Origin of the sequence: Kutzneria sp. NPDC052558 (genome assembly GCF_044547355.1) — a bacterium.
In the GTDB taxonomy this organism is placed as follows: domain Bacteria; phylum Actinomycetota; class Actinomycetes; order Mycobacteriales; family Pseudonocardiaceae; genus Kutzneria.
This window is the reverse complement of the sequence record NZ_JBIUAG010000001.1, coordinates 408,364-430,622: the sequence shown is the minus strand read 5'-3', so window position 1 is coordinate 430,622 and position 22,259 is coordinate 408,364. Positions and strand designations below refer to the sequence as shown.

General features: G+C 70.2%; 4 protein-coding genes. All 4 read left to right on the top strand.

Annotated elements, in window-relative coordinates; translation table 11 throughout:
- Positions 1–124: 124 nt before the first annotated feature.
- Genes ACIG5F_RS01880 through ACIG5F_RS01865 form a run of 4 tightly spaced genes read left to right on the top strand, consistent with a single transcriptional unit; the run spans position 125 to position 22,189 of the window.
- Positions 125–1,366, top strand: a complete 1,242-nt coding sequence (locus ACIG5F_RS01880; protein WP_396515469.1) for a serine hydrolase domain-containing protein — start codon at positions 125–127, stop codon at positions 1,364–1,366.
- Between the two features lie 23 nt (positions 1,367–1,389).
- On the top strand, positions 1,390–19,797 hold the full coding sequence (locus ACIG5F_RS01875; RefSeq protein ID WP_396515468.1) for a non-ribosomal peptide synthase/polyketide synthase: 18,408 nt from the start codon (positions 1,390–1,392) through the stop codon (positions 19,795–19,797).
- Positions 19,794–21,002, top strand: coding sequence for an MFS transporter (locus tag ACIG5F_RS01870; RefSeq protein ID WP_396515467.1), 1,209 nt, complete (start codon positions 19,794–19,796; stop codon positions 21,000–21,002). The genes ACIG5F_RS01875 and ACIG5F_RS01870 overlap by 4 nt, the downstream gene beginning before the upstream one ends.
- Positions 20,999–22,189: a cytochrome P450 gene (locus ACIG5F_RS01865; RefSeq protein WP_396515466.1), complete on the top strand. Its 1,191-nt coding sequence runs from the start codon at positions 20,999–21,001 to the stop codon at positions 22,187–22,189. The genes ACIG5F_RS01870 and ACIG5F_RS01865 overlap by 4 nt, the downstream gene beginning before the upstream one ends.
- The last annotated feature ends 70 nt before the right edge of the window (positions 22,190–22,259 follow it).

Below are 22,259 nucleotides of genomic sequence, written 5' to 3'. Positions count from 1 at the left end.
ACAACAGCACTATTGCTTCAGTGACAACTGAATCTAACTACGAGCACAACAGAAAACCGGCCGCCGGCAGGGAACGAGCAGTGAGCCGGAAACAAGCGGACACCACAGTCGGGGGAGGGACACCGTGACCACGTCGGTCCGGTCCGAAGTAGACAGTGCGATCCTGGAAGGGGTCCTGAATGAGCTGTTAGCCCGGCACGACGTGCCGGCCGCGCAGCTGTCGGTGCACACCGGCGGCCGCACGGTGACGGTCGGCGCCGGCGGCAAGTATCCGGTGGGGTCGATCACCAAGCCGTTCACCGCCACCCTGGCGATGTTGCTGGTGGCCGACGGCGATCTGGACCTGGAGGACCGGCTCGGCGAGCACCTGGGGGAGCTGGGGCCGCGAGTGGGCCGGCTGACCGTCCGGCAGCTGTTGAGCCACACCAGCGGCCTGCCGGCCGCGCTGAGCGGCGAGAACGTCTCGACCCGGCAGTACCTGCGGGCCTGCCGGGACGCGGAACTGGTGCTGCGCCCGGGAATCGGGTTCTCCTACTCGAACGTCGGCTATGTGCTGCTGTCCCGGCTGGTCGAGGAGATCACCGGCATGGACTGGTGGGAGGCCGTCGAAGCGCTGCTGCTCACGCCGTTGGGCATCGAGCCGGCGTTCACGGTCGACCCGGGCGGCAAGCGGTCGGCGCACACCTTCCTGTCCGGCCACGCCGGTCGCGGCCGGCCGGTTGAGCAGACGCTGCCGGAAGTCGAAGCCGGCGCGGGGGCATTGGCCCTGAGCGCCGAGGATCTCGTGACGTTCGGACTGATGCACGTGACCGGGGACGGCCCGCTGTCGCCGCAGCTGCTGCGGACGATGCGCCGGCAGGTGCCCGGGGTGGTGCCGTTCGGGCTGGCCAACGGCTGGGGGCTCGGGCTCGCGGTGTTCGACGGCTGGGTCGGCCATGACGGCACGGCCGACGGCACGTCCTGTCACCTGCGCATCGATCCCGCCGGCAAGCAGGTCGTGGCGCTGACCACCAACGCGGTCTCCGGTGCGGCGCTGTGGGTGGACCTGGTCGGCCGGCTGCGCCGGCTCGGCCTGGACGTCGCCGACTACGACCTGAGCCACCGGCCGGACGAGATGCCGATGCCGGCCGGGCTGACCGGCAGCTACGCCAACGGCGACATGGAGTACTTCGTGGACGCCGGCGACGGCGTGCTGCACGTGGGTGGCGAGCTGTACCCGGAGCTGACGGTGCACGCGGACTGGGCGTTCTCCGTGCTGGAGCCGGAATCCGGCCGCCGCGTGCTGGGTGGGCGGTTCCTGCGCGACCCGTCGACCGGCCTGATCAACGGCCTGCAGACCGGCGGCCGCGTCGCCGCCCGCCGCTGACGAAGACGAGAGAAACGGACATCATGACGACATCGAGGCAGAGCCGCATCGACGCGCTGCCGGCGGAACTGCGCGAGCAGCTCAGGCGACGACTCGCCGGGCGGGCGAAGGCGGCCGACGGCATCCCGCGCGCCGACCGGTCCTCGGCGCTGCCCCTGTCGTACGCCCAGCAGCGCCTGTGGTTCCTCGACGAGCTGCGGCCGGGTGAGTCGGAGTACAACAGCGCCGTCGCGCTGCGGCTGGCCGGCCCACTCGACGTGCCGGCGCTGACCGGTGCCCTGGCCGCGCTGGTCGCGCGACACGAGTCGTTGCGTACCACGGTGATCGTCGTGGACGGCGCCGCGATGCAGTCCATCGCGGACACCGTGGATGTCCCGCTGCGGGTTGTGGACGCGCCGGCCGAGCTGGACCGGGTCCTGGCCGACGAGTACTCGCGGCCCTTCGACCTGCGGAAAGGTCCTTTGCTGCGGGCACTTCTGGTCCGGCTGGCGGCCGAGGACCACGTGCTGCTGCTGACCGCGCACCACGTGGTCACCGACGGCGCGTCGATGGGTATCATGATCGACGAGCTGGGTCGCCTGTACGGCGGCGCGACGCTGGCCCCACCCGCGGTGCAGTACGCGGATTACGCGGTGTGGCAGCGTGGTCGGCCGCTGGATCAGCACCTGGAGTACTGGACCGCGCAGCTGGCCGGCGTGGAGCCGCTGGAGCTGCCGACCGACCGGCCGCGTCCGGCGGTGCGGACCTCGGCCGGCGCCGTGCACGATTTCCTGCTGCCGGCAACGGTTTCGCAGCGGCTGGCCGAGCTGGCCCGCGAGCACGACACCACGCTCCACACCGTGCTGGTCGCGGCCTGCCAGGTGCTGTTGGCCCGCTACACCGGCCGTCAGGACATCGCCGTCGGCTCGGTGGTGAACGTCCGCAACCGGCCCGAACTGGAACGGATGGTCGGGTTCTTCGTCAACACGGTGGTCCTTCGGTCCACTGTGGACGACGAGCTGTCCTTCGGGGACCTGCTCGCGCAGGTCAGGGCGACCGTGCTGGCCTCGCTGGACCATGCCGAGGCGCCGTTCGACAAGGTGGTGGAGTCGCTGCGGCTGGAGCGGGATCCCAGCCGCAACCCGCTGTTCGACGTGTTGGTGCTGCTCCACGGCGCGGCCGGCGCGCCGCCGGAGTTCGGGGCGCTGGCGGTCGAGCCGGTGGACGTGAGCCGCCGGTCGGCCACCTTCGACCTCAGCTTCGAGTTCCAGGACACGCCCGAGGGCCTGGCCGGATCGGTGGAGTACAGCACCGATCTGTTCGACCCGGACACGGTCGAGCGTATGGCCGAGCACCTTTCCACGCTGTTGATGGAGATCACCTCGGTCCGGCGGGTCGGCGACCTGCCGGTGCTGACCTCGGCCGAGCGGTCGCGGCTGCTGGTCGAGGCCAACGCCACCGCGCTGCCGGCGCCGGCGGCGAGCATCGTCGAGGTCTTCGAGCAGACGGTTCGGCAGGCCCCGAACGACCTCGCACTTGTGTTCCAGGACACAGAGTTCACCTTCGCCGAGCTGAACGCGCGCGTGAACCGGTTGGCGCACCACCTGATCGCGTTGGGGGCCGGCCCGGAGCGGGTCGTTGCCCTTGCGCTGCCCCGTTCGGCCGAACTGATCGTGGCGATGCTCGCGGTGTGGAAGGCCGGCGCGGTGTACCTGCCGGTCGATCGCGCGTTGCCGAAGGACCGTGTTGAGCTGCTGCTTCGTGACGCCGGCACCACACTTGTGGTGGTCGCCCCGGACGACACCACCACACCTGTGGTGGGCGGCCGGGTGGTGGTCGCGGACGCCGACGGCCGGCCGGACAGCGACCCCGACCATCCACTCAGGACGGACAGCGCCGCGTACATCATCTACACCTCCGGCTCGACCGGCATCCCGAAGGGCGTCGCGGTCGAGCACCGGAACCTGGTGAACCTGCTGTTCAACCACCGCAACGACTTCGCCGCCGGCCGGCTGAGAGTGGCCACCACCGCAGTGTTCTCGTTCGACACCTCGCTCGAAGGCCCGGTGCTGCTGGCCGACGGCCACGAGCTGCACGTGATCGACGACGAGGTCCGCATGGACGCCGACGCGCTGGTGGACTACGTGGTCCGGCGTCGGATCGACTTCCTCGACCTCACCCCGACCTACCTGCGGCAACTGCTCCCCGCCGGCCTCCTGGCCGATTCCCGTCACCGCCCCGCCGTGCTGATGCTCGGCGGCGAGGCTCTCAGTGACGAGCTGTGGCGTGAGCTCGCGACTGCCGACCGAACGACGGCGTACAACTTCTACGGCCCCACCGAGTGCACGGTCGACGCGCTGTCCTGTGTGGTCGCCGGTGATCAGTCCTCTTTGGGCCGTCCGCTGCGGAACATGCAGGCGTATGTGCTGGACGGTTACCTGCGGCCGGTGCCGACCGGGGTCGTGGGCGAGCTGTGCCTGGCCGGCGCGCAGGTGGCCCGCGGCTACCTCGGCCGGCCCGGCCTGACCGCGGACCGGTTCGTGGCCAACCCCTTCGGCGACGGCCGGCTCTACCGGACCGGCGACCTCGTGCGCTGGCGCGCCGACGGACGGCTGGAGTACATCGGCCGCGCCGACGACCAGGTCAAGATCCGCGGCTTCCGCATCGAGCCCGGCGAGGTCGAGGTTGCCCTGCTGCGGCTGCCGGAAGTGAGCCAGGCGACGGTCGTCGCGCGGGACAACCGGCTCGTCGGCTACGTCGTCGGCGAGACCGAGAACCTGCGGGAGCGGCTGCGCGAGTCGTTGCCGGACTACATGGTGCCGGCCGTGTTCGTGCGGCTGGACCGGCTGCCGATGACCAGCGCCGGCAAGATCGACCGGAACGCGTTGCCGGCGCCGGTGGTGCCGGCGGCGGAGTGGGTCGCGCCCCGCACGGAGACCGAGCGGCTGCTGGCCGAGATCTGGTCCGGGGTGCTCGGCGGGGCGCCGGTCGGGGCGCGGGACAACTTCTTCGCCCTGGGCGGCGATTCCATCCTCAGCATCCAGGTCGTGTCGCGGGCCCGGGCCGCCGGGCTGCGGCTGACCTCGCGGGATCTGTTCACCCACCAGACGATCGCCGAACTGGCGCTGGTGGTCCGCACCGACGAGCAGGCCGAAGTGCCGGTGATCGCCGGGCCCGCGCCGCTGACGCCGATCCAGCACTGGTTCTTCGAGACCTACGGCCCGTTGAACCACTTCACCATGTCGATGCTGCTGGAACTGCCGGCCGACGTGGACCGCTCGCGGCTGTCCGCCGCCATCGACACGGTGATCGCCAACCACGAGGCCCTGCGCACCCGTTTCACCTGCGTGGACGGTGTTTGGCGGCAGGAGCCGGTGGCCGCGCCGAGCGGCGTCCTTGAGGTCGGCAGCGAGATCAGCCGGGACGGCCTGGACATCAGCGCCGGCCGCATGGTCAAGGCGATCTTCGTCCCCGGCGAGACCCCGTTGCTGTTCCTGGCCGTTCACCACCTCGTCGTCGACGGTGTGTCGCTGCGGCTGCTGCTGGGCGACATCGAGGCCGCATACAACGGGGAAACCCCGGCGCCGACCGGCACGGCGTTCAGCCAGTGGGCGCACCGGCTCGTCGGGTCCGACTTCGCCGAGGATCTGCCGTACTGGCAGCAAGTTCCGGACGCCGAACCGTTGCCGACCGATCGTGCGGGAGAGAACCTTTCCGGCACGACCCGGACGCTCACCGTCGGCCTCGGCCGCGAGGAGACGGACGCGCTGCTGCACAAGGTCCCGGACGTCTACCGCACGCAGGTCAATGACGTGCTGCTGAGCGCCCTCGGGTGGGCGCTGGCCGAGTGGACCGACCGCGACGAGGTGCTGATCGCGCTGGAGGGCCACGGCCGCGAGGACCTGTTCGACGGCGTCGACCTGTCCCGCACGGTCGGCTGGTTCACCACCCAGTTCCCGGTCGCGCTGTCCATCCCGGCCGGCGGCGACTGGGCCAGCACGCTCAAGTCGGTCAAGGAGCAGCTGCGGGCGGTGCCGCGTCGCGGCCTGAGCTACGAGGCACTGCGCTACCTGACCGGCGCGGACCTCGATGCCCGGCCGGGCATCTGCTTCAACTACCACGGCCAGTGGGATTCCGGCGCGTCCGGGCTGTTCCTGGGCCAGCGAGAGACGGCCGGGTTCGATCTCGCCCCCGACCAGCGCAACGGCTACCTGCTCGACGTGGCCGGCATGGTCGAGAACGGCGAGCTCACCCTGACCTGGCTGTATTCCGACGATCTGTACGAGTGGCAGACCGTGCGGCGGCTGGCCGACGCGATGCTGCGGGCGCTGCGGGGCATCATCGAGCACTGCGCCCAGCCGGCGGCCGGCGGTCGAACGCCGTCCGACTTCCCACTGGCCCGACTCGATCAGTCCACTGTGGACCTCCTGGTGGGCGACGGTCGGAACGTCGAGGACATCTACCCGCTGACCCCGTTGCAGGCCGGCATGTTGTTCCACAGCCTGGTGGAGCCGGAGATCTACGTCGACCAGGCGCACATGGTGCTCGACGGCATCGGCGACCCGGCGGCCTTCGGCGCGGCGTGGCAGGCGGTCGTCGACCGCACCCCGGCGCTGCGGACCCGACTGGCCTGGGACGGGCTGGACGAGCCGGTGCAGATCGTGCAGCGGCACACCACGGTGCCCATCAGCTTTGACTCCGCCGACGACACGGCGCTGGAGCTCACGCAGGCGCCGTTGATGCGGCTGGCGATCGTGCCGCTCGGCGGGGATCGGGTCCGACTGACCTGGACCTCGCACCACATCATGCTGGACGGCTGGAGCCTCGGGCAGGTCTTCGAGGAGGTCTGCGCCCAGTACGGCGGCCAGGTCGGCGCGGTGCGCCGCCCGTTCCGCGACTACCTGTCCTGGCTGGCGGCGCAGGACGAGTCGGCGGCCGAGGCGTTCTGGCGCGAGGCGCTGAGCGGCTTCGAGACGCCGACGCCGCTGCCGTACGACCGGCAGCCGGCGCAGGCGCACCAGGCCCGTTCGGGGCAGCAGGTGCGGGTGTCACTGTCCGAAGAGGACTCTTCACGACTGCGAGAGTTCGCCCAGCGCAACGGGTTGACGGTCAACACCCTTGTGCAGGGCGCCTGGGCGCTGCTGTTGTCCCGGCAGAGCGGGGAGTCGGACATCGTGTTCGGCACCACCGTGTCGGGTCGGCCGGACGACCTGCCGGGCGTCGAGTCGATGATCGGCATGTTCATCAACACCGTGCCGACGCGGGTGGCGGTGCGCGGCGAGGAGAAGTTGGTGCCGTGGCTGCGGTCGGTGCAGGAGCGCCAGGCCGAGACTCGGCGCTTCGACTTCGTCGCCCTGCACCGGTTGCGCGCCTACAGCGACGTCCCGGCCGGCCAGAGCCTGTTCGACAGCATGGTGGCGTTCGAGAACTACCCGTTCGACGAGCGGGCCGGCATCGCGGTGCAGCACGTGGAGGCCACCGACAGCACCAACTTCCCGGTGGTGCTGCGGGCCTACCTCGACCGCCGGCTGACCTTCGAGCTGGCCACCGATCCAGCCCTGTTCGACGTCGCCACCGCTCGGGCCATGGCGGCACGGTTGGAGCAGCTGATCGTCAGCTTCACTGACGATCAGCTGCGCTACCTGCCGTGGCTGTCCGAGGCCGAGCGGCACGCGGTGCTGACCGGGTGGCAGGGCAGTGCCGTCGACCTGCCGGCCCCGACCATCACCGAGTTGTTCGCCGCCCAGGTCCAGGCCACGCCTGACGCCGTCGCCGTTACGTCTGGGGGGACGAGTCTGTCCTACGCGGACCTGAACGCCCGGGCCAACCGCCTGGCCCACCGGCTGATCGCCGCCGGCGCCGGCCCGGAGCGCTTCGTCGCCCTGCGCCTGCCGCGCACCGCCGACCTGGTCATCGCCGTCCTCGCGGTGGTGAAGGCCGGCGCGGCCTACCTGCCGATCGACCCGGACTACCCGCAGGACCGCATCGACCGAATGCTGGCGGACAGCAAAGCGCTGCTGGTGCTGACCTCGGTCGAGACCGACGGCGAGCCGGACACCGATCCGGCCACGTCGGCCGGCCCGGACAGCCCCGCCTACCTGATCTACACCTCCGGCTCCACCGGCGTGCCCAAGGGCGTTGTCGTCACGCACGCCAACGTGACCCGGCTGTTCGCGTCGACCAGGGACCTGTTCTCCTTCGGCCCCGAGGACGTCTGGACGCTGTTTCACTCCTACGCCTTCGACTTCTCGGTGTGGGAGCTGTGGGGCCCGCTGCTGCACGGCGGCCGCCTGGTCGTGGTCCCACACGCGATTTCCCGCTCCCCGCGGGACTTCCTGCGGCTGCTGGTCGACGAGCGCGTCACGGTGGTGAACCAGACGCCGTCGGCCTTCTACCAGCTGGAACCGGTCGCCGGGCTGGCGCTGCGGTACGTGATCTTCGGCGGCGAGGCGCTGGACGCGCGGCGGCTGGACGCGTGGTGGGACCGGGTCGAGCTGGTCAACATGTACGGGATCACCGAGACCACGGTGCACGTCACCCACCGCCGGCTCGATCGCTCGTCCGGCAACACCATCGGCGTCGGCCTACCCGATCTCCGTGTCTACGTGCTGGACGCGGACCTCAACCCGGTGCCGCCCGGTGTTGTCGGCGAGATGTACGTGGCCGGCGCCGGCCTGGCCCGCGGCTACCTGAACCGGCCCGGCCTCACGGCGTCCCGGTTCATCGCCAACCCGTTCCTGCCGGGCACGCGCATGTACCGCACCGGTGACCTGGCTCGGTGGCGGGCCGACGGTGAGCTGGAGTACTTCGGCCGCGCCGACCACCAGGTCAAGATCCGGGGCTTCCGCATCGAACTCGGCGAGATCGAGTCCGCGCTGCTGGCGTCGCCGCAGGTCACCGCGACCGCGGTGATCCCCCGCGAGGACACCGCGGGCCATCAGCGGCTGGTGGCCTATGTGGTCGGCGAGACCGAGGGCCTGCGCGAGCACCTGGCCAAGACGTTGCCGGAACACATGATTCCCGCGGCGTTCGTCCAAATCGACACGATTCCCCTGACCCGCAACGGCAAGCTCGACCGGAAGGCGCTGCCCGCGCCGGAGGTCGTCAGCCGCGGCTACGTCGAGCCGGTCACCGCCGCCCAGCGCATGATCGCCGCGATCTGGGCCGACACGCTCGGCGTGGAGCGGGTCGGGTTGGCCGACAACTACTTCGAGCTCGGCGGCGACTCCATCCTCAGCATCCGGATCGCCTCCCGCCTGCGGGCCGCGTTCGGGGTGGAGGTGTCGCCCCGGGCCTTGTTCACCGCGCCGACGGTCGACGCGCTGGCCGCGCTGCTTCCGGAGCCAGCTGCGTCCGAGCACGAAGCGGCGAGCGTTATTCCTCTCGTTCCGCGGTCCGGCGTGCTCCCGCTTTCCCATGTTCAGCAACGGCTCTGGTTCCTGCACCAGTTCGATCCGGCCAGCACCGAGTACACCACCGTCTTCGCGGTGAAGCTGCTCGGCGACCTGGACGTGGCGAAGCTGCGATCCGCCCTGACCACCTTGATCGCCCGGCACGAGTCGTTGCGCACCACCGTGGACGACCGGCCGAGCCTGGTGGTGCACCCGCCGCGCGAGGCGGAGTTCGACGACACCGAGGGACCGTTCGACCTGGTCAACGGGCCGCTGCTGCGGATCCGGCTGACCGAGGTCGGGCCGCGTGAGCACGAGTTGGTGCTGTCGATGCACCACATCATCACCGACGGCTGGTCGATCGGCGTCCTCGTGGACGAGCTTTCCGCGCTCTACAACGGGAACGAGCTGCCGGAGCCGGGCATCCAGTACGCGGACTTCGCGGCCTGGCAACGGGACCGGAACCTGGACGGTCAGCTGGCGTACTGGCGGGACCGTCTCGACGGCGTGCCGGCGCTGGAGCTGCCGACCGATCGCCCGCGTCCGGCGACCCAGACCCACAACGGGGCCGCCGTGGAGTTCGAGCTGCCGATCGTCAGGCTCGCTGACGGTTCGGTGTTCATGACGCTCGTCGCCGCCTGCCAGGCGCTGCTGGCCCGGTGGACCGGCCAGGACGACATCGCCGTCGGCGCCGTGACCTCCGGTCGGGACAACCCGCAGTTGGAGCGCGTGGTCGGCATGTTCGTGAACACGGTCGTGCTGCGCTCCCATGTGGACGGTCGCCGCACGTTCCGCGAGCTCGCGGCGGCGGTGAAGGACACCGTGCTGGCGGCGTTCGCGCACCAGGACGTGCCGTTCGAGCGGGTCGTCGACGCGGTGCAGCCCGAGCGGGACACCAGTCGTTCGCCGCTGTTCCAGGCAATGGTGACCTTGCAGAACAGCGGGGCCAAGCTGCCGGCGTTCGACGGTCTGGTGGCCGAGGAGCTGTCGCTGCCGATGACCACCGCCAGCTTCGACCTCACCTTCGAGTTCGCGCACGACGGTCCACGCCTGCGGGGCCTGGTCAACTACAACACCGACCTGTTCGACGAGGTCACGATCACGCGGCTGGTCGGCAACCTCCGGACGCTGATCGCCGCGGTCGCCGAGAACCCCGACCGGCCGCTGGCCGAGCTGCCGATCCTGACCTCGACCGAGATCGCCGAGCTGGTCGAGTGGAGCGGCGCCGACCGCGAGGTCCCGGCCGCGACCTTCCCGGAGATCTTCACCGCCCAGGCCGACGTCACGCCCGACGCCGTCGCACTGGTCCACAATGGACAACGGCTGACCTTCGCCGAGGTGGACGACCGGTCATCCCGGCTGGCGGCGAGCCTGGTCGACCGGGGTGCGGGCCCGGACACCTTCGTGGCCGTCTCGATGCCGCGCTCGGCCGCCGCCGTGATCGCCGTTCTGGCCGTGCACAAGGCCGGGTCCGCAGTGCTGTATCTCGACCCGGAGCTGCCGGCGGACCGGGCCGAGTTCATCAAGGCCGACGCCAAGCCGGCGCTCGTGCTCACCTCCGTCGCCACGGATGCCGAGTCCCGGCCGCTGCCCCAGCCGCACCCCGACAGCGCCGCGTACGTGATCTACACGTCCGGGTCCACCGGCCGGCCCAAGGGCGTCGTGATCAGTCACCGCGCCCTGACCAATCTGCATCACGATCACGGCGACGACTTCGCCGACGGCCGGTGGCTGAAGGTCGCCCTGACCGCGTCGTTCTCCTTCGACGCCGCGTGGGAAGGCCTGCTGCTGATGGCCGCCGGCCACGAGCTGCACGTCGTCGAGCCGGAATCCGTGCTGGACCACGAGGTCGACCTGATCAACTCCACGCCGTCGTTCATCCGGCACCTGCTCGCCACCGGCCGCCCCATGCCGCCGGTGCTGGTGCTCGGGGCCGAGGCCATCGACCGGCAGCTGTGGCATGACCTGCAACAACTTCCCGGCACCCGGGCGTTCAACCTGTACGGGCCGACCGAGTGCGCCGTCGACGCCACTCTCGCACCGATCACCGGCGACCGGCCCGTCATCGGGCGGCCGCTCAGCAACCTCAGGGCCTACGTCCTCGACGACTCCCTGCGGCCTGTGCCGGTCGGCGTCGCCGGTGAGCTGCACATCGCCGGCGTTCAACTGGCTCGCGGCTACCTCAACCGACCGGGTCTGACCGCCGCCAGCTTCATCGCCAATCCCTTCGGCCCCGGTCGGCTCTACGCCACCGGTGACCGTGTTCGTTGGACCGTGGACGGTTCGCTGGAGTACCTGGGTCGCATCGACGAGCAGGTGAAGGTCCGGGGCTTCCGCATCGAGCCCGGCGAGATCGAGGCGGCCCTGCTGCGGCTGCCCGAGGTCAGCCAGGCCGCGGTCGTGGTGCGGGACGGACGGTTGGTCGGCTACATTGTCAGCTCGACTGATGATCTGCGCGATCAACTGCGTGAGTCGCTGCCGGACTACCTGGTGCCGACGGTGTTCGTGCGGTTGGACGCGCTGCCGGTGACCACCACCGGCAAGATCGACCGGAAGGCGCTGCCGGCGCCGATGGTCGAGGCGCGCGAGTGGGTGGCGCCGCGGTCGGAGAACGAGCGCCTGCTGGCCGGCATCTGGGCCGAGGTGCTCGGGGTCGAGCGGGTCGGCGTCACCGACAACTTCTTCGCGCTGGGCGGGGATTCCATCCTCAGCATCCAGGTTGTGTCCCGGGCGCGGGCGGCCGGGCTGGCGCTGGTGTCGAAGGATGTGTTCCGGCGCCAGACGGTGGCGGAGCTGGCCCGGGTGGTGCGACCCGAGACCCAGATCGTGACTGACGCGACCGGCAGTGCGCCGGTCACGCCGATCCAGGCCTGGTTCCTGAACAGCGGCATGGACGAGTTCACCATGTCGCTGGTGGCGGAGCTGGGCCCGGAGGTCGACGTGGACCGGCTGGGCCGGGCGCTGGACACGGTGATCGACCACCACGACGCGTTGCGGACGACGTTCACCGAGGTCGACGGCGGTTGGCGGCAGGAGGTGGGCACGGGGGAGCACCACGTGAAGTGGAGCTACCAGGCGCCGAACCTGCTGCTGACGATCAATCACCTGGTGGTCGACGGCGTGTCGTGGCGGGTGATTCTCGACGACATCGAGGCGGCCTACCACGGCCGCCCGCTGCCGGGCAAGACGACGTCCTATGTGGACTGGGCTCGGCGCATCGACGCCCACGACTTCTCGGCGGACCTGCCGTACTGGGAGCGTGCTGCCGAAGTCGACGGCGGCTTGCCGGTCGACCGAGTGGGAACGCCGGCCAGCAGCGAGACGATCACCGTCCGGCTCGACGCCGAAACCACGGACGCGTTGCTGCGCAAGGTGCCGGAGGCGTACCGGACGCAGGCCAACGACGTGCTGCTGAGTGCGCTCGGGCACGCGTTGGCCGAGTGGACGGGCCGCGGCCAGGTGCTGATCGGCCTGGAGGGGCATGGCCGTGAGGACATTGTGGACGGTGTGGACCTGTCCCGGACGGTCGGCTGGTTCACGGCGGAATACCCGGTGGCGCTGGACATTCCGGCCGGGGGCTGGGGTGCGACGCTGAAGTCGGTCAAGGAGCAGCTGCGTGCCGTGCCGTCGAAGGGGCTTGGCTACGGCGCGCTGCGGCATCTGCGCGGCACGGCACCGGAGATCAAGCCGGGTATCAGCTTCAACTACCACGGGCAGTGGACGGACAGCGCGAGCGGCTTCTACCGGTCGATCAGCGGCGGCGACCAGGAAGGCACGCGGACCTATCTGATCGACGTGATCGGCATCGTGCAGGACGGCCGTCTGGAACTGGGCTGGACCTACGCGCCGGAGGTGCACGACGAGCGGACCGTGCGTTCGCTGGCCGAGGCGATGCTGACCGGGCTTCGGGAGATCGTTGCCCACTGCGCCGGGCATGGCGGTCGCACGCCGTCGGACTTCCCGCTGGCCACGCTCAGTCAGTCCGAAGTGGACACGATCGTCGGCGACGGCCGTGCCGTGGAGGACATCTACCCGCTCACGCCGTTGCAGAAGGGCCTGTTGTTCCACAGTCTGGTCGATCTCGATCTGTATGTGGACACGCTGCGGATCCGGATGGCCGGCATCGACGACGTGGACCGGTTCCGCGCGGCGTGGCAACGGGTGGTGGACCGGACCCCGGCCCTGCGCACCCGGCTGGTGTGGACCGGAGTGAACGAGCCGGTACAGGTGGTGGACCGCACGGCGAGGCTCGACGACCGTCCGATCACCCTGGACCGGTCGCCGCTGACCAGGATCGACGTCACCAGAGATGGCGACGAGATCGAGCTGGCCTGGACCTCGCATCACGTGCTGATGGACGGCTGGAGCCTGGCCCAGGTGTTCACCGAGGCCTGTGAGGAGTACTGCGGCCGGACGTCGACTGTTGCCCGCCGGCCGTTCCGGGATTACCTGGAGTGGCTGGCCGCGCAGGATCACGCGGCCGCCGAAGAGTACTGGCGCGGGGTGCTCGACGGAGTGGCGCGGACGGCGCTGCCCTACGACCGTCCGCCGACCGAGGCGCACCAGTCCCGGTCGAGTGCCTCGACTCGGATCACCGTTCGTGGTCTGGCGGAAGTGGCGCGGCGCAACGGGATCACCGTGAACACGATGATCCAGGCGGCGTGGGCCCTGCTGCTCTCGCTGTACTCGGGGGAGCGGACCGTGGTGTTCGGCACCACTGTGTCCGGGCGGCCGGCCGAGCTGCCGGGCGTGGAGTCGATGATCGGGTTGTTCATCAACACGGTGCCGACGCGGGTCGATGTCGACGGCAGCGAAGTGCGGGATTGGTTGCGCCGGTTGCAGGCCGAGCAGAGCGAGGCCCGCGATCACGGGTTCGTTCAGGTCGGCAGCCGGTTCGACAGCATGGTCGTGTTCGAGAACTACCCGATCAGCGAGCCGGCGGCGTCGGACGGGCCGCGGGTGCTGGCCGTGGCGTCCGGCGATGTCACGAACTTCCCGCTGTGCTTGCGCGCCGCCATGGACGACGAGCTGACTCTGGATCTTGGCTACGACTCCGCCCTGTTTGACGGCGACACGGCCTCTGACCTGCTGGAACGGGTCGGACTGTTGATCAACGCGATGGCCGCTGAAATGAGCGCCCCCGTATCAATTCTACCGTGGATGGGGGACAGCGAGCGGGGGCGAGTGATCGCGGAGGCCGCTGAGGAGCGGACGGCGTTGCCGGAGGCTACAATCCCTGCCCTGTTCGTCCAGCAGGTGGCGCGGACGCCGTTGGCACCGGCCGTGACCTGCGGCGATGTGACGCTGACCTACGCCGAGCTGGATGCTCGGGCCAACCACCTGGCTCAGCGACTCGTGGCCATGGGCGCCGGTCCTGAGCGCCGGGTTGCGCTGCTGCTGGAACCGTCGGTGGAGCATGTCATCGCCGAGCTCGCGGTGCTGAAGACCGGGGCGGCCTATGTGCCGCTGGACGTCCGGGCCCCCGAAGAGCGGCGGCGGGCGATCGCCGGCGACGCGATCGTGATCGGCCCGGACGCGGTGCCCCGGGAGACCGCGGTCGACGGGCCTCGGATTGAACTCAATCCCGACAACCTCGCCTATGTCATGTACACGTCCGGCTCCACGGGAATGCCGAAGGGCGTGGCGGTGCGGCATCGGGATGTGGTGGCGCTGGCCCACGACAGCCGGTTCGCGCGGCGGCACGGGAGGGTGTTGGCCCACTCGCCGTTGGCGTTCGACGCATCCACGTATGAGCTGTGGGTGCCGCTGTTGAACGGCGGCGAGGTGGTGCTGACGGGGAACGCGGATCTGACGGTGGCGGATCTGCGGAGGGTGACCGGCGAGGGCGGAATCACGGCGCTGTTCATGACGGCGGGGTTGTTCCGGGTGGTCGCGCAGGAGGCGCCGGACTGCCTGAGCGGCGTGGCGGAGGTGTGGACAGGCGGGGACGTGGTGCCGGCGAACGCGATCCGGCGGGTGCTGGCGGCGTGCCCGGGCATCACCGTGGTGGATGGGTACGGCCCGACGGAGACGACGACGTTCGCGACGGCGCACCCGATGACCGGCGGGGTGCCGGACGCGGTGCCGATCGGGCGGCCGTTCGACAACGTGCGGACTTATGTGCTCGACGATGCGCTGCGACCGGTGCCGAACGGGGCGCCGGGGGAGCTGTGCATTGCCGGGGTGGGGCTGGCGCGTGGGTATTTCGACCAGCCGGGGCTGACGGCGGATCGATTCGTGGCCGATCCGTTCGTGGCGGGCGAGCGGATGTACCGGACCGGGGACATCGTGCGGCGGGTGGACGGCGAGCTGGAGTTCCTCGGCCGCGCGGACGACCAGGTGAAGCTGCGCGGGTTCCGGATCGAGCTCGGCGAGATCGAGACGGCGTTGACCGCGCAGGCGGGCGTCGAGCAGGCGGTGGTGATCGTCCGTGACAAGCGGCTGATCGCCTATGTGGTCGGCACGGCCGATCTGGCGGCGCTGCGGGCGGTGCTGCCGGAGTACATGGTGCCTTCGACTGTGGTCACGCTGGACGCACTGCCGTTGAGCCGCAACGGAAAGGTGGACCGCCGGGCCCTGCCGGAGCCGGCCGCCGCAACCAGGGAGTTGGTCGCGCCGCGTAGCGAGTTGGAGGCGGCCGTCGCCGGCATCTGGGCTGAGTTGCTGAACCTGCCGCAGATCGGCGTGGAGGACAACTTCTTCGAGTTGGGCGGCGACTCGATCCTCAGTGTGCGGCTGGTCGCGCGGTTGCTGGCCGACTGTGGTGTGTCGATCTCGCCGCGGGCGCTGTTCACACACCCGACCGTTGCCGAGCTGGTGACGACGTTCGAGACGGTCGAGACCGGGATTCCAGTCGCGCCAAGGGATCTGCCGCTGCCGCAGTCGTACAACCAGCAGCGGCTGTGGTTCCTCGACAGCTTCAACCCCGGTGCGGACGACTACGTGACCGCGCTGGCGATCCGGCTGCGCGGGCCGCTGGACGCCGACCGCCTGGCCGACGCGTTCACCGAGGTCGTGGCCCGGCACGAGGCGCTGCGCACGACCTTCGACGACGGCGTGCAGATCGTGCATCCGCCGCACCCGGTGGAATTCGGGCCGGTGGGGCGGTTCGACCTGCGGCGGGGACCGCTGCTCCGGCCGAACCTGGAACAGGTCGCCGAGGACGAGCACGTGCTGACCATGGCGATTCACCACATCGTCACCGACGGCTGGTCCAACGGCCTGATCCTGGACGAGGTGATGGCCGCCTACCGCGGCGAGACCCGGCCGAACCCGAAGATCCAGTACGCGGACTTCGCGGCCTGGCAGCGTAATCGCGACCTGGACGGCCAGCTGGCCTACTGGACGCGAACCCTGGCCGAGTTGCCGGCGGCCGACCTGCCGACCGACCGGCCGCGTCCGGCGGTGCGCACGACGACCGGCGCGGTGCACGAAGCCGTTGTCCCGCAACCGGTGGCCGACCGGCTCCAGGAGATCAGCCGCCGTCACGAGACGACGCTGTTCACCACCTTGGCCACCGCGGCCACTATTCTGGTGTCCCGGTGGGCCGGCGAGCGGGACGTTGCCATCGGCACCGTGACCAACGGACGCGAACGGGCCGAGTTGGAGCGAGTGGTCGGGTTCTTCGTCAACACGCTGGTGCTTCGGTCCACAGTGGAGGGAACCTTCGGCGGCTACCTCGACACCGTCAAGCAGAACGTCCGGGATGCCTTCGCGCATCAGGATGTCCCGTTCGAACGGGTCGTCGACGCGGTGCAGCCGCAGCGGGATCCGAGCCGCACGCCGCTGTTCCAGGTGATGGTGGTGCTACAGAACGCCCCGCAGGCGGCGCCGCAGCTGCCGGGCATCGAGGTCGAGGACGTGGCGCTGCCGTTGACCACGGCCAACTTCGACGTGACGATCGAGTTCCAGGAGCAGGACGGCGAGCTGCTGGTCGCCGTCACCTACAACGCCGACCTGTTCGAGGCCGACACCATCGGCCGGCTCACCGAGCACCTGGGCGTCCTGCTCGACGGCATCGCCGCCGCCCCGGAGTCGATGATCGCCGACCTGCCGATGCTGACCGGCGCCGAGCGCCGGCAGTTGGCGGCCTGGAACAACTCGGCCGTCGCCACCAGGCCGCGCACCCTGGCCGATCTGGTGGAGGAGCAGGTCGCCAGGACGCCGGACGCGTTGGCGGTCAACGATCTCACCTACGCCGAGCTGAACCGCCGGGCCAACGCCCTGGCCCGGCTGCTGATCGACCGGGGCGTCGGGCCCGAGAAGATCGTCGCCCTCGCCCTGCCCCGGTCGGTGGAGACGATCATCGCGCAGCTGGCGGTGGCCAAGGCCGGCGGCGCGTTCCTGCCGGTCGACCCGACCTACCCGGTCGAACGGATCAACTACATGCTCGCCGACGCCCAGCCGCATCTGGTGGTCACGCAACGGGATCTCGCCCCGGCCACCGAGATTCCGGTGCTGCTGCTGGACGAGGTGCACGGCAGCGGCGATGGGGATCTGGCGGTGCTGGGCGGGGTGGCTGGCAGCGGGGTGAATCCGCGGCGGGTCGATCGGATCGAGCAGCCGGCGTACGTGATCTACACCTCGGGTTCGACCGGACGTCCCAAGGGGGTGGTGGTGACCCATGCGGGCCTGGCGAGCTTCGCGGCGGCGGAGGCGGCGCAGTTCCGGGTGGGGCCCGGCGACCGGGTGCTGGCGTTCTCCTCGCCCAGTTTCGACGCGTCGATCCTGGAGCTGTGCATGGCGTTGCCAAACGGGGCGGCGCTGGTGGTGCCGCCGCCCGGTCCGCTGCTCGGGGAGCAGTTGGCGGAGGTGTTGGCGGACAAGGGAATCACCCACGCGTTGATTCCGCCGGCGGCGCTGGGCACGGTGCCGGAGGTGGATCTGCCGGCGTTCGGGACGGTGATCGTGGGCGCGGATGCCTGCCCGGCCGAGTTGGTCGAGCGGTGGGCGACGGGGCGTCGGATGATCAACGCGTATGGGCCGACGGAGTCGACGGTGGTCAGCACGTGGAGTGATGTGCTGACGCCGGGCGGCAACCCGCCGATCGGACGGCCGATTCGCAACACCAAGACGTATGTGCTGGACGGCGACCTCAGGCCGGTTCCGGTCGGGGTGGCTGGTGAGCTGTACGTCGCCGGCGTCGGGCTGGCGCGTGGATATCTGGACCGGCCGGGGCTGACGGCGTCGCGGTTCGTGGCCAACCCGTTCGAGACGGGGGCCCGGATGTACCGCACCGGCGACGTGGTGCGGCACCGGCGGGACGGCCAGTTGGAGTTCCTCGGCCGCGCCGACGACCAGGTCAAGATCCGTGGGTTCCGGGTCGAGCTCGGCGAGGTGGAGGCGGCGATCCGCCGCCACCCGGACGTCCGCGAGGCCGTGGTGATCACCCGCGACCGGCGGCTGGTCGCCTACGTCGTCGGGGAAACCGGTGGCCTGCGGGACTTCCTGGCCCGGACCTTGCCGGACTACATGATCCCGGCTGCCTTCCAGGAGCTGGATGTGTTGCCGCTCAACCCGAGCGGCAAGGTCGACCGGAACCGCCTGCCCGACGTCACGGTCGTCGCGACGGGCGAGCACGTGAAGCCCCGCACGGACATCGAGCAGGCGCTGGCCAAGATCTGGTCGGATGTGCTGGGCGTCGAGGGCGTGGGCGTCACCGACAACTTCTTCGAGCTCGGCGGCGACTCGATCCTGAGTATGCAGGTGGTGTCCCGGGCCCGGCAGGCCGGTCTGCACCTGGTCTCCAAGGACATGTTCCTGCACCAGACCATCGAGCAGCTGGCGCCGGTGGTGACCGCCGTGGCGAATCCCGACGAGCGCCGGCAGCTGGTCACCGGGCCGGTGCCGCTCACCCCGATCCAGCAGTGGTTCTTCCAGCACCACACCGTGAATCCCCATCACTTCAACCAGTCCCTGCTGGCCGAGCTGGTCGACGGTGTGGACGAAGAGGCGCTGCAACGGGCCCTCGACGCGTTGTGGAGCCAGCACGACGCGCTGCGGATGCGGTTCGACGGGGAGCAGTACAACGCCCCGCTGGAGCCGGTTCCGCAGCTGGTCCGGCACGAGTTCAGCGAGGACTACGCCGACGAGGTGCACCGGAGTTTCGACCTGACCAGCGGCCCGCTGTTCAAGGCCGTGCTGTTCGACCGGGACGGCCAGCCGTGGCTGTTCCTGGCCGCACACCACGTGATCGTCGACGGCGTGTCGTGGCGGATCCTGCTCGACGACCTCGACACCGCCTACCGGCAGGCCGCCCGCGGCGAGGAGATCGACCTCGGACCGAAGACCACGTCGTTCCAGGAGTGGTCCAACCGGCTGGTCGAGCACGTGCGCAACGGCGGCCTGGACGACGAGTACTGGCAGGACCTGTCGGCGGCGGCGCTGCCGGTCGACCGGGACGGCGACGACCCGGCCACCGACACGGTGTCGATCGTGCTGGACGAGGCCGACACGGATGCCTTGCTGCGCAAGGCTCCCGCGGCGTATCGGACCCGGATCAACGACGTGCTGCTGACGGCGCTCGCCAGTGCCCTGTCGACGTGGACCGGGGACGAGCGGGTCACCATCGACCTGGAGGGCCACGGGCGGGAGGACGTGCTCGACGACGTCGACCTGACCCGGACCGTCGGCTGGTTCACCACGATCTTCCCGGTGGCCCTGCGAATCGAGGCCGGGGACTGGCGGTCCCGGATCAAGTCGGTGCGCAAGCAGCTGCGAGCCGTGCCCGACAACGGTTTCGGCTACGGCGCCCTGCGCTACCTGGGCGGCGACGTGCCCGCGGTCGAGCCCGGCATCGCCTTCAACTACCTCGGCCAGTGGGACGCCTCCGACGGCCAGGCCGGCGGCGGGCTGTTCAAGCAGACCCACGGCTCCTTCGGCCGCGACCACGATCCGGCCGAGCGCAAGGCCCACCTGCTCGACGTCGTCGGCGCGGTGCAGGAGGGGAAGCTGGCGTTCTCCTGGCTGTACCAACCGTCCCGGCACGAACGGTCCACAGTGGAGGCAGTGGTGGCCGAGTTCGAGCAGGCCCTGCGGGCGATTGCCGAGGACTGCCGATGAACCGCTCCTATCGCCTCCTCTGGGCCGGGCAGGCGCTGTCGACCGCCGGCTTCAGCGGGTCGATGATCGCGTTTCCGTTGCTGGTGTTGGCCATCACCGGTTCGCCGGCGGTGTCGGGGTTCGTGCTGGGGGTGGACGCGGCGGCGCAGCTGGTCGCGGGGCTGCCGGCGGGGGCGCTGGTGGACCGGTGGAACCGGAAGATCGTGATGCTGTGCTGCGAGGCGGCGCAGGGCGTTGTGGTGGCGAGCCTGGTGGTGGCGCTGCTGGTGGGCACGGCGACGGTGCCGCACATGATCTTCGTGGCGGCGACGATGGGGGTCTGCCGGGCGTTGTTCATGCCGGCGGAAAACGCCGCGGTGGCGCAGATCGTGACCAAGGAGCAGCTGCCGACGGCGGTGGCGATGAACTCGGCCCGGGGCGCGCTGGGGCAGCTGGCCGGCACGGCGGCCGGCGGCTTCCTGTACGCGATCGGGCGGGCGGCGCCGTTCGCGGTGGAGGTGCTGACGCACCTGATCAGCTTTGTGGCGCTGCTGTTCGTGCGGGTGCCGAGCCAACGCCGCGAGCCGGTGGAGAACGGCCATCTGGCCGGGGAGATGGTCGAGGGCCTGCGCTGGGTGTGGCGGCAGCGGCACGTCCGGGCGACCGTGGCCTGCGCGGTGAGCCTGAACTTCTTCTTCTCGGCCTACTACGTGATCCTGGTGGTGCTGGCCAAGGAACGCGGGGTGCCGTCCGGGGAGATCGGCGTCATGGCGGCGATGCTGGGCGTCGGCGGCCTGCTGGGCGCGCTGCTGGCCCCGAGGCTGCACCGGATGATCAGCCCGTACGTGTCGATCGCCGGCGTGTTCTGGGTGCTGACCGTGCTCACGCCGCTGGCGGTGTTCATCGACAACGGCATCGTGCTCGGACTTCTGTTCGCCGGCATGGCGTTGCTGCCGCCGACCGCCAACACCACCATCAACACCTCCCAGCTGCTGCTCACCCCGGACCGCCTGCGCGGCCGCATGACCGGGGTGATGACGGTGATCGCCGGCGTCTCCGCCGCCGCCGGCCCGGCCTTCGGCGGCGTGCTGGTCCAGCAGTTCGGCGGGGACAACGCGATCCTGTTGTGCGCGGCGGGAATCGCCCTGATCACCGTGGTGGTCACGGTCAGCCCGACCATGCGCGCCTTTCCCGTCACCGATCGAGTCAAGGAGCCCACCGCATGAGACCTCGGTACGCCTTCGAGGACCGACTGGACCAGTGGATCGCCCGGCGCGCCGAGGAACCCGTGCACCTCGACGAGGAGAACGGCATGTGGCGCCTGCTCGACCACGCCACCGTGTCGCGGGTGCTGTCCGAGCCGGGCCTGTTCTCCAGCGACTTCTCCGGTCTGGCCCCGGTGCAGGAGGACTTCGAGGCCTTCCGCACCGGCATGTTCCTGACCATGGACCCGCCCAACCACCGCAAGCTGCGCACGCTGGTGAGCCAGGCCTTCACGCCGCGCACGGTGGCCGGCCTGGAGCCGCGGATCCGCCAGATCACCGACGAGCTGCTGGACTCGGTGGCCGGCCGGGACCGGTTCGACCTCGTGGACGTGCTCGCGTATCCGTTGCCGATCCTGGTGATCGCCGAGCTGCTGGGCATTCCGGCCGGGGACCGCGAGCTGTTCGAGAAGTGGGCCAAGGTCCTGTTCAGCGGCGACCAGCTGACCGAAACCTCGACCATGGCTGAGATCGAGGCGGCGCTGGAGATGATCGCGCCGACGATCCGTGAGATGAACGAGTACATGCTGGCCCACATCCGGTACCACCGCGACCATCCCAGCGACGGGCTGACCAGCAAGCTGTGCCGGGTCAGCGTGGACGGGGAGAGCCTGACCGACCAGGAGATGGTCGGCTTCGTCGCGTTGTTGTTGGTGGCCGGGCACATCACCACCACCGCGCTGATCGGCAACGCCACCATCAGCTTCGACCGCCACCCGGATGCGGCCGAGGCGCTGCGCGGCGATCCGTCGACACTGCCGGTGGCGCTGGAGGAAGTGCTGCGCTGCCTGCCGCCCTTCAACGAGCTGGGCCGGCGCACCACGACCGAGGTGGAGCTGGGCGGTCGCGTGATTCCGGCCAACTCGATCATCATGGCCAACATCGCCTCGGCCAACCGCGATCCGAGGGTTTTCCCGGACCCGGAGCGGTTCGACGTCGCCCGCACCCCGAACCCGCACCTGACTTTCGGCCACGGCATCCATTTCTGCCTGGGCACGCCGCTGGCGCGGATGGAGGGCCGGATCGCCTTCGAGGCGCTCAACCGGCGTTACGCCGGTTATTCCGTCGCCTCGGACGACACCGTGGAGTTCCAGAATCCGGCTATGATCGTGAGCGTCCGGAAACTGCCGCTGGACGTCGAACCGCGGTGACCCGGCGTTACTCACCCCGTCGGGTGTTTTCCTTGCCTGATAGGATGATTGCCGATTTCCGTTGGCGCGT

Bases quoted from the DNA above. Each gene is read 5' to 3' on its own strand.
- ACIG5F_RS01870 (WP_396515467.1), top strand. From the start codon at position 19,794: ATGAACCGCTCCTATCGCCTCCTCTGGGCCGGGCAGGCGCTGTCGACC.
- ACIG5F_RS01865 (WP_396515466.1), top strand. From the start codon at position 20,999: ATGAGACCTCGGTACGCCTTCGAGGACCGACTGGACCAGTGGATCGCC.
- ACIG5F_RS01875 (WP_396515468.1), top strand. From the start codon at position 1,390: ATGACGACATCGAGGCAGAGCCGCATCGACGCGCTGCCGGCGGAACTG.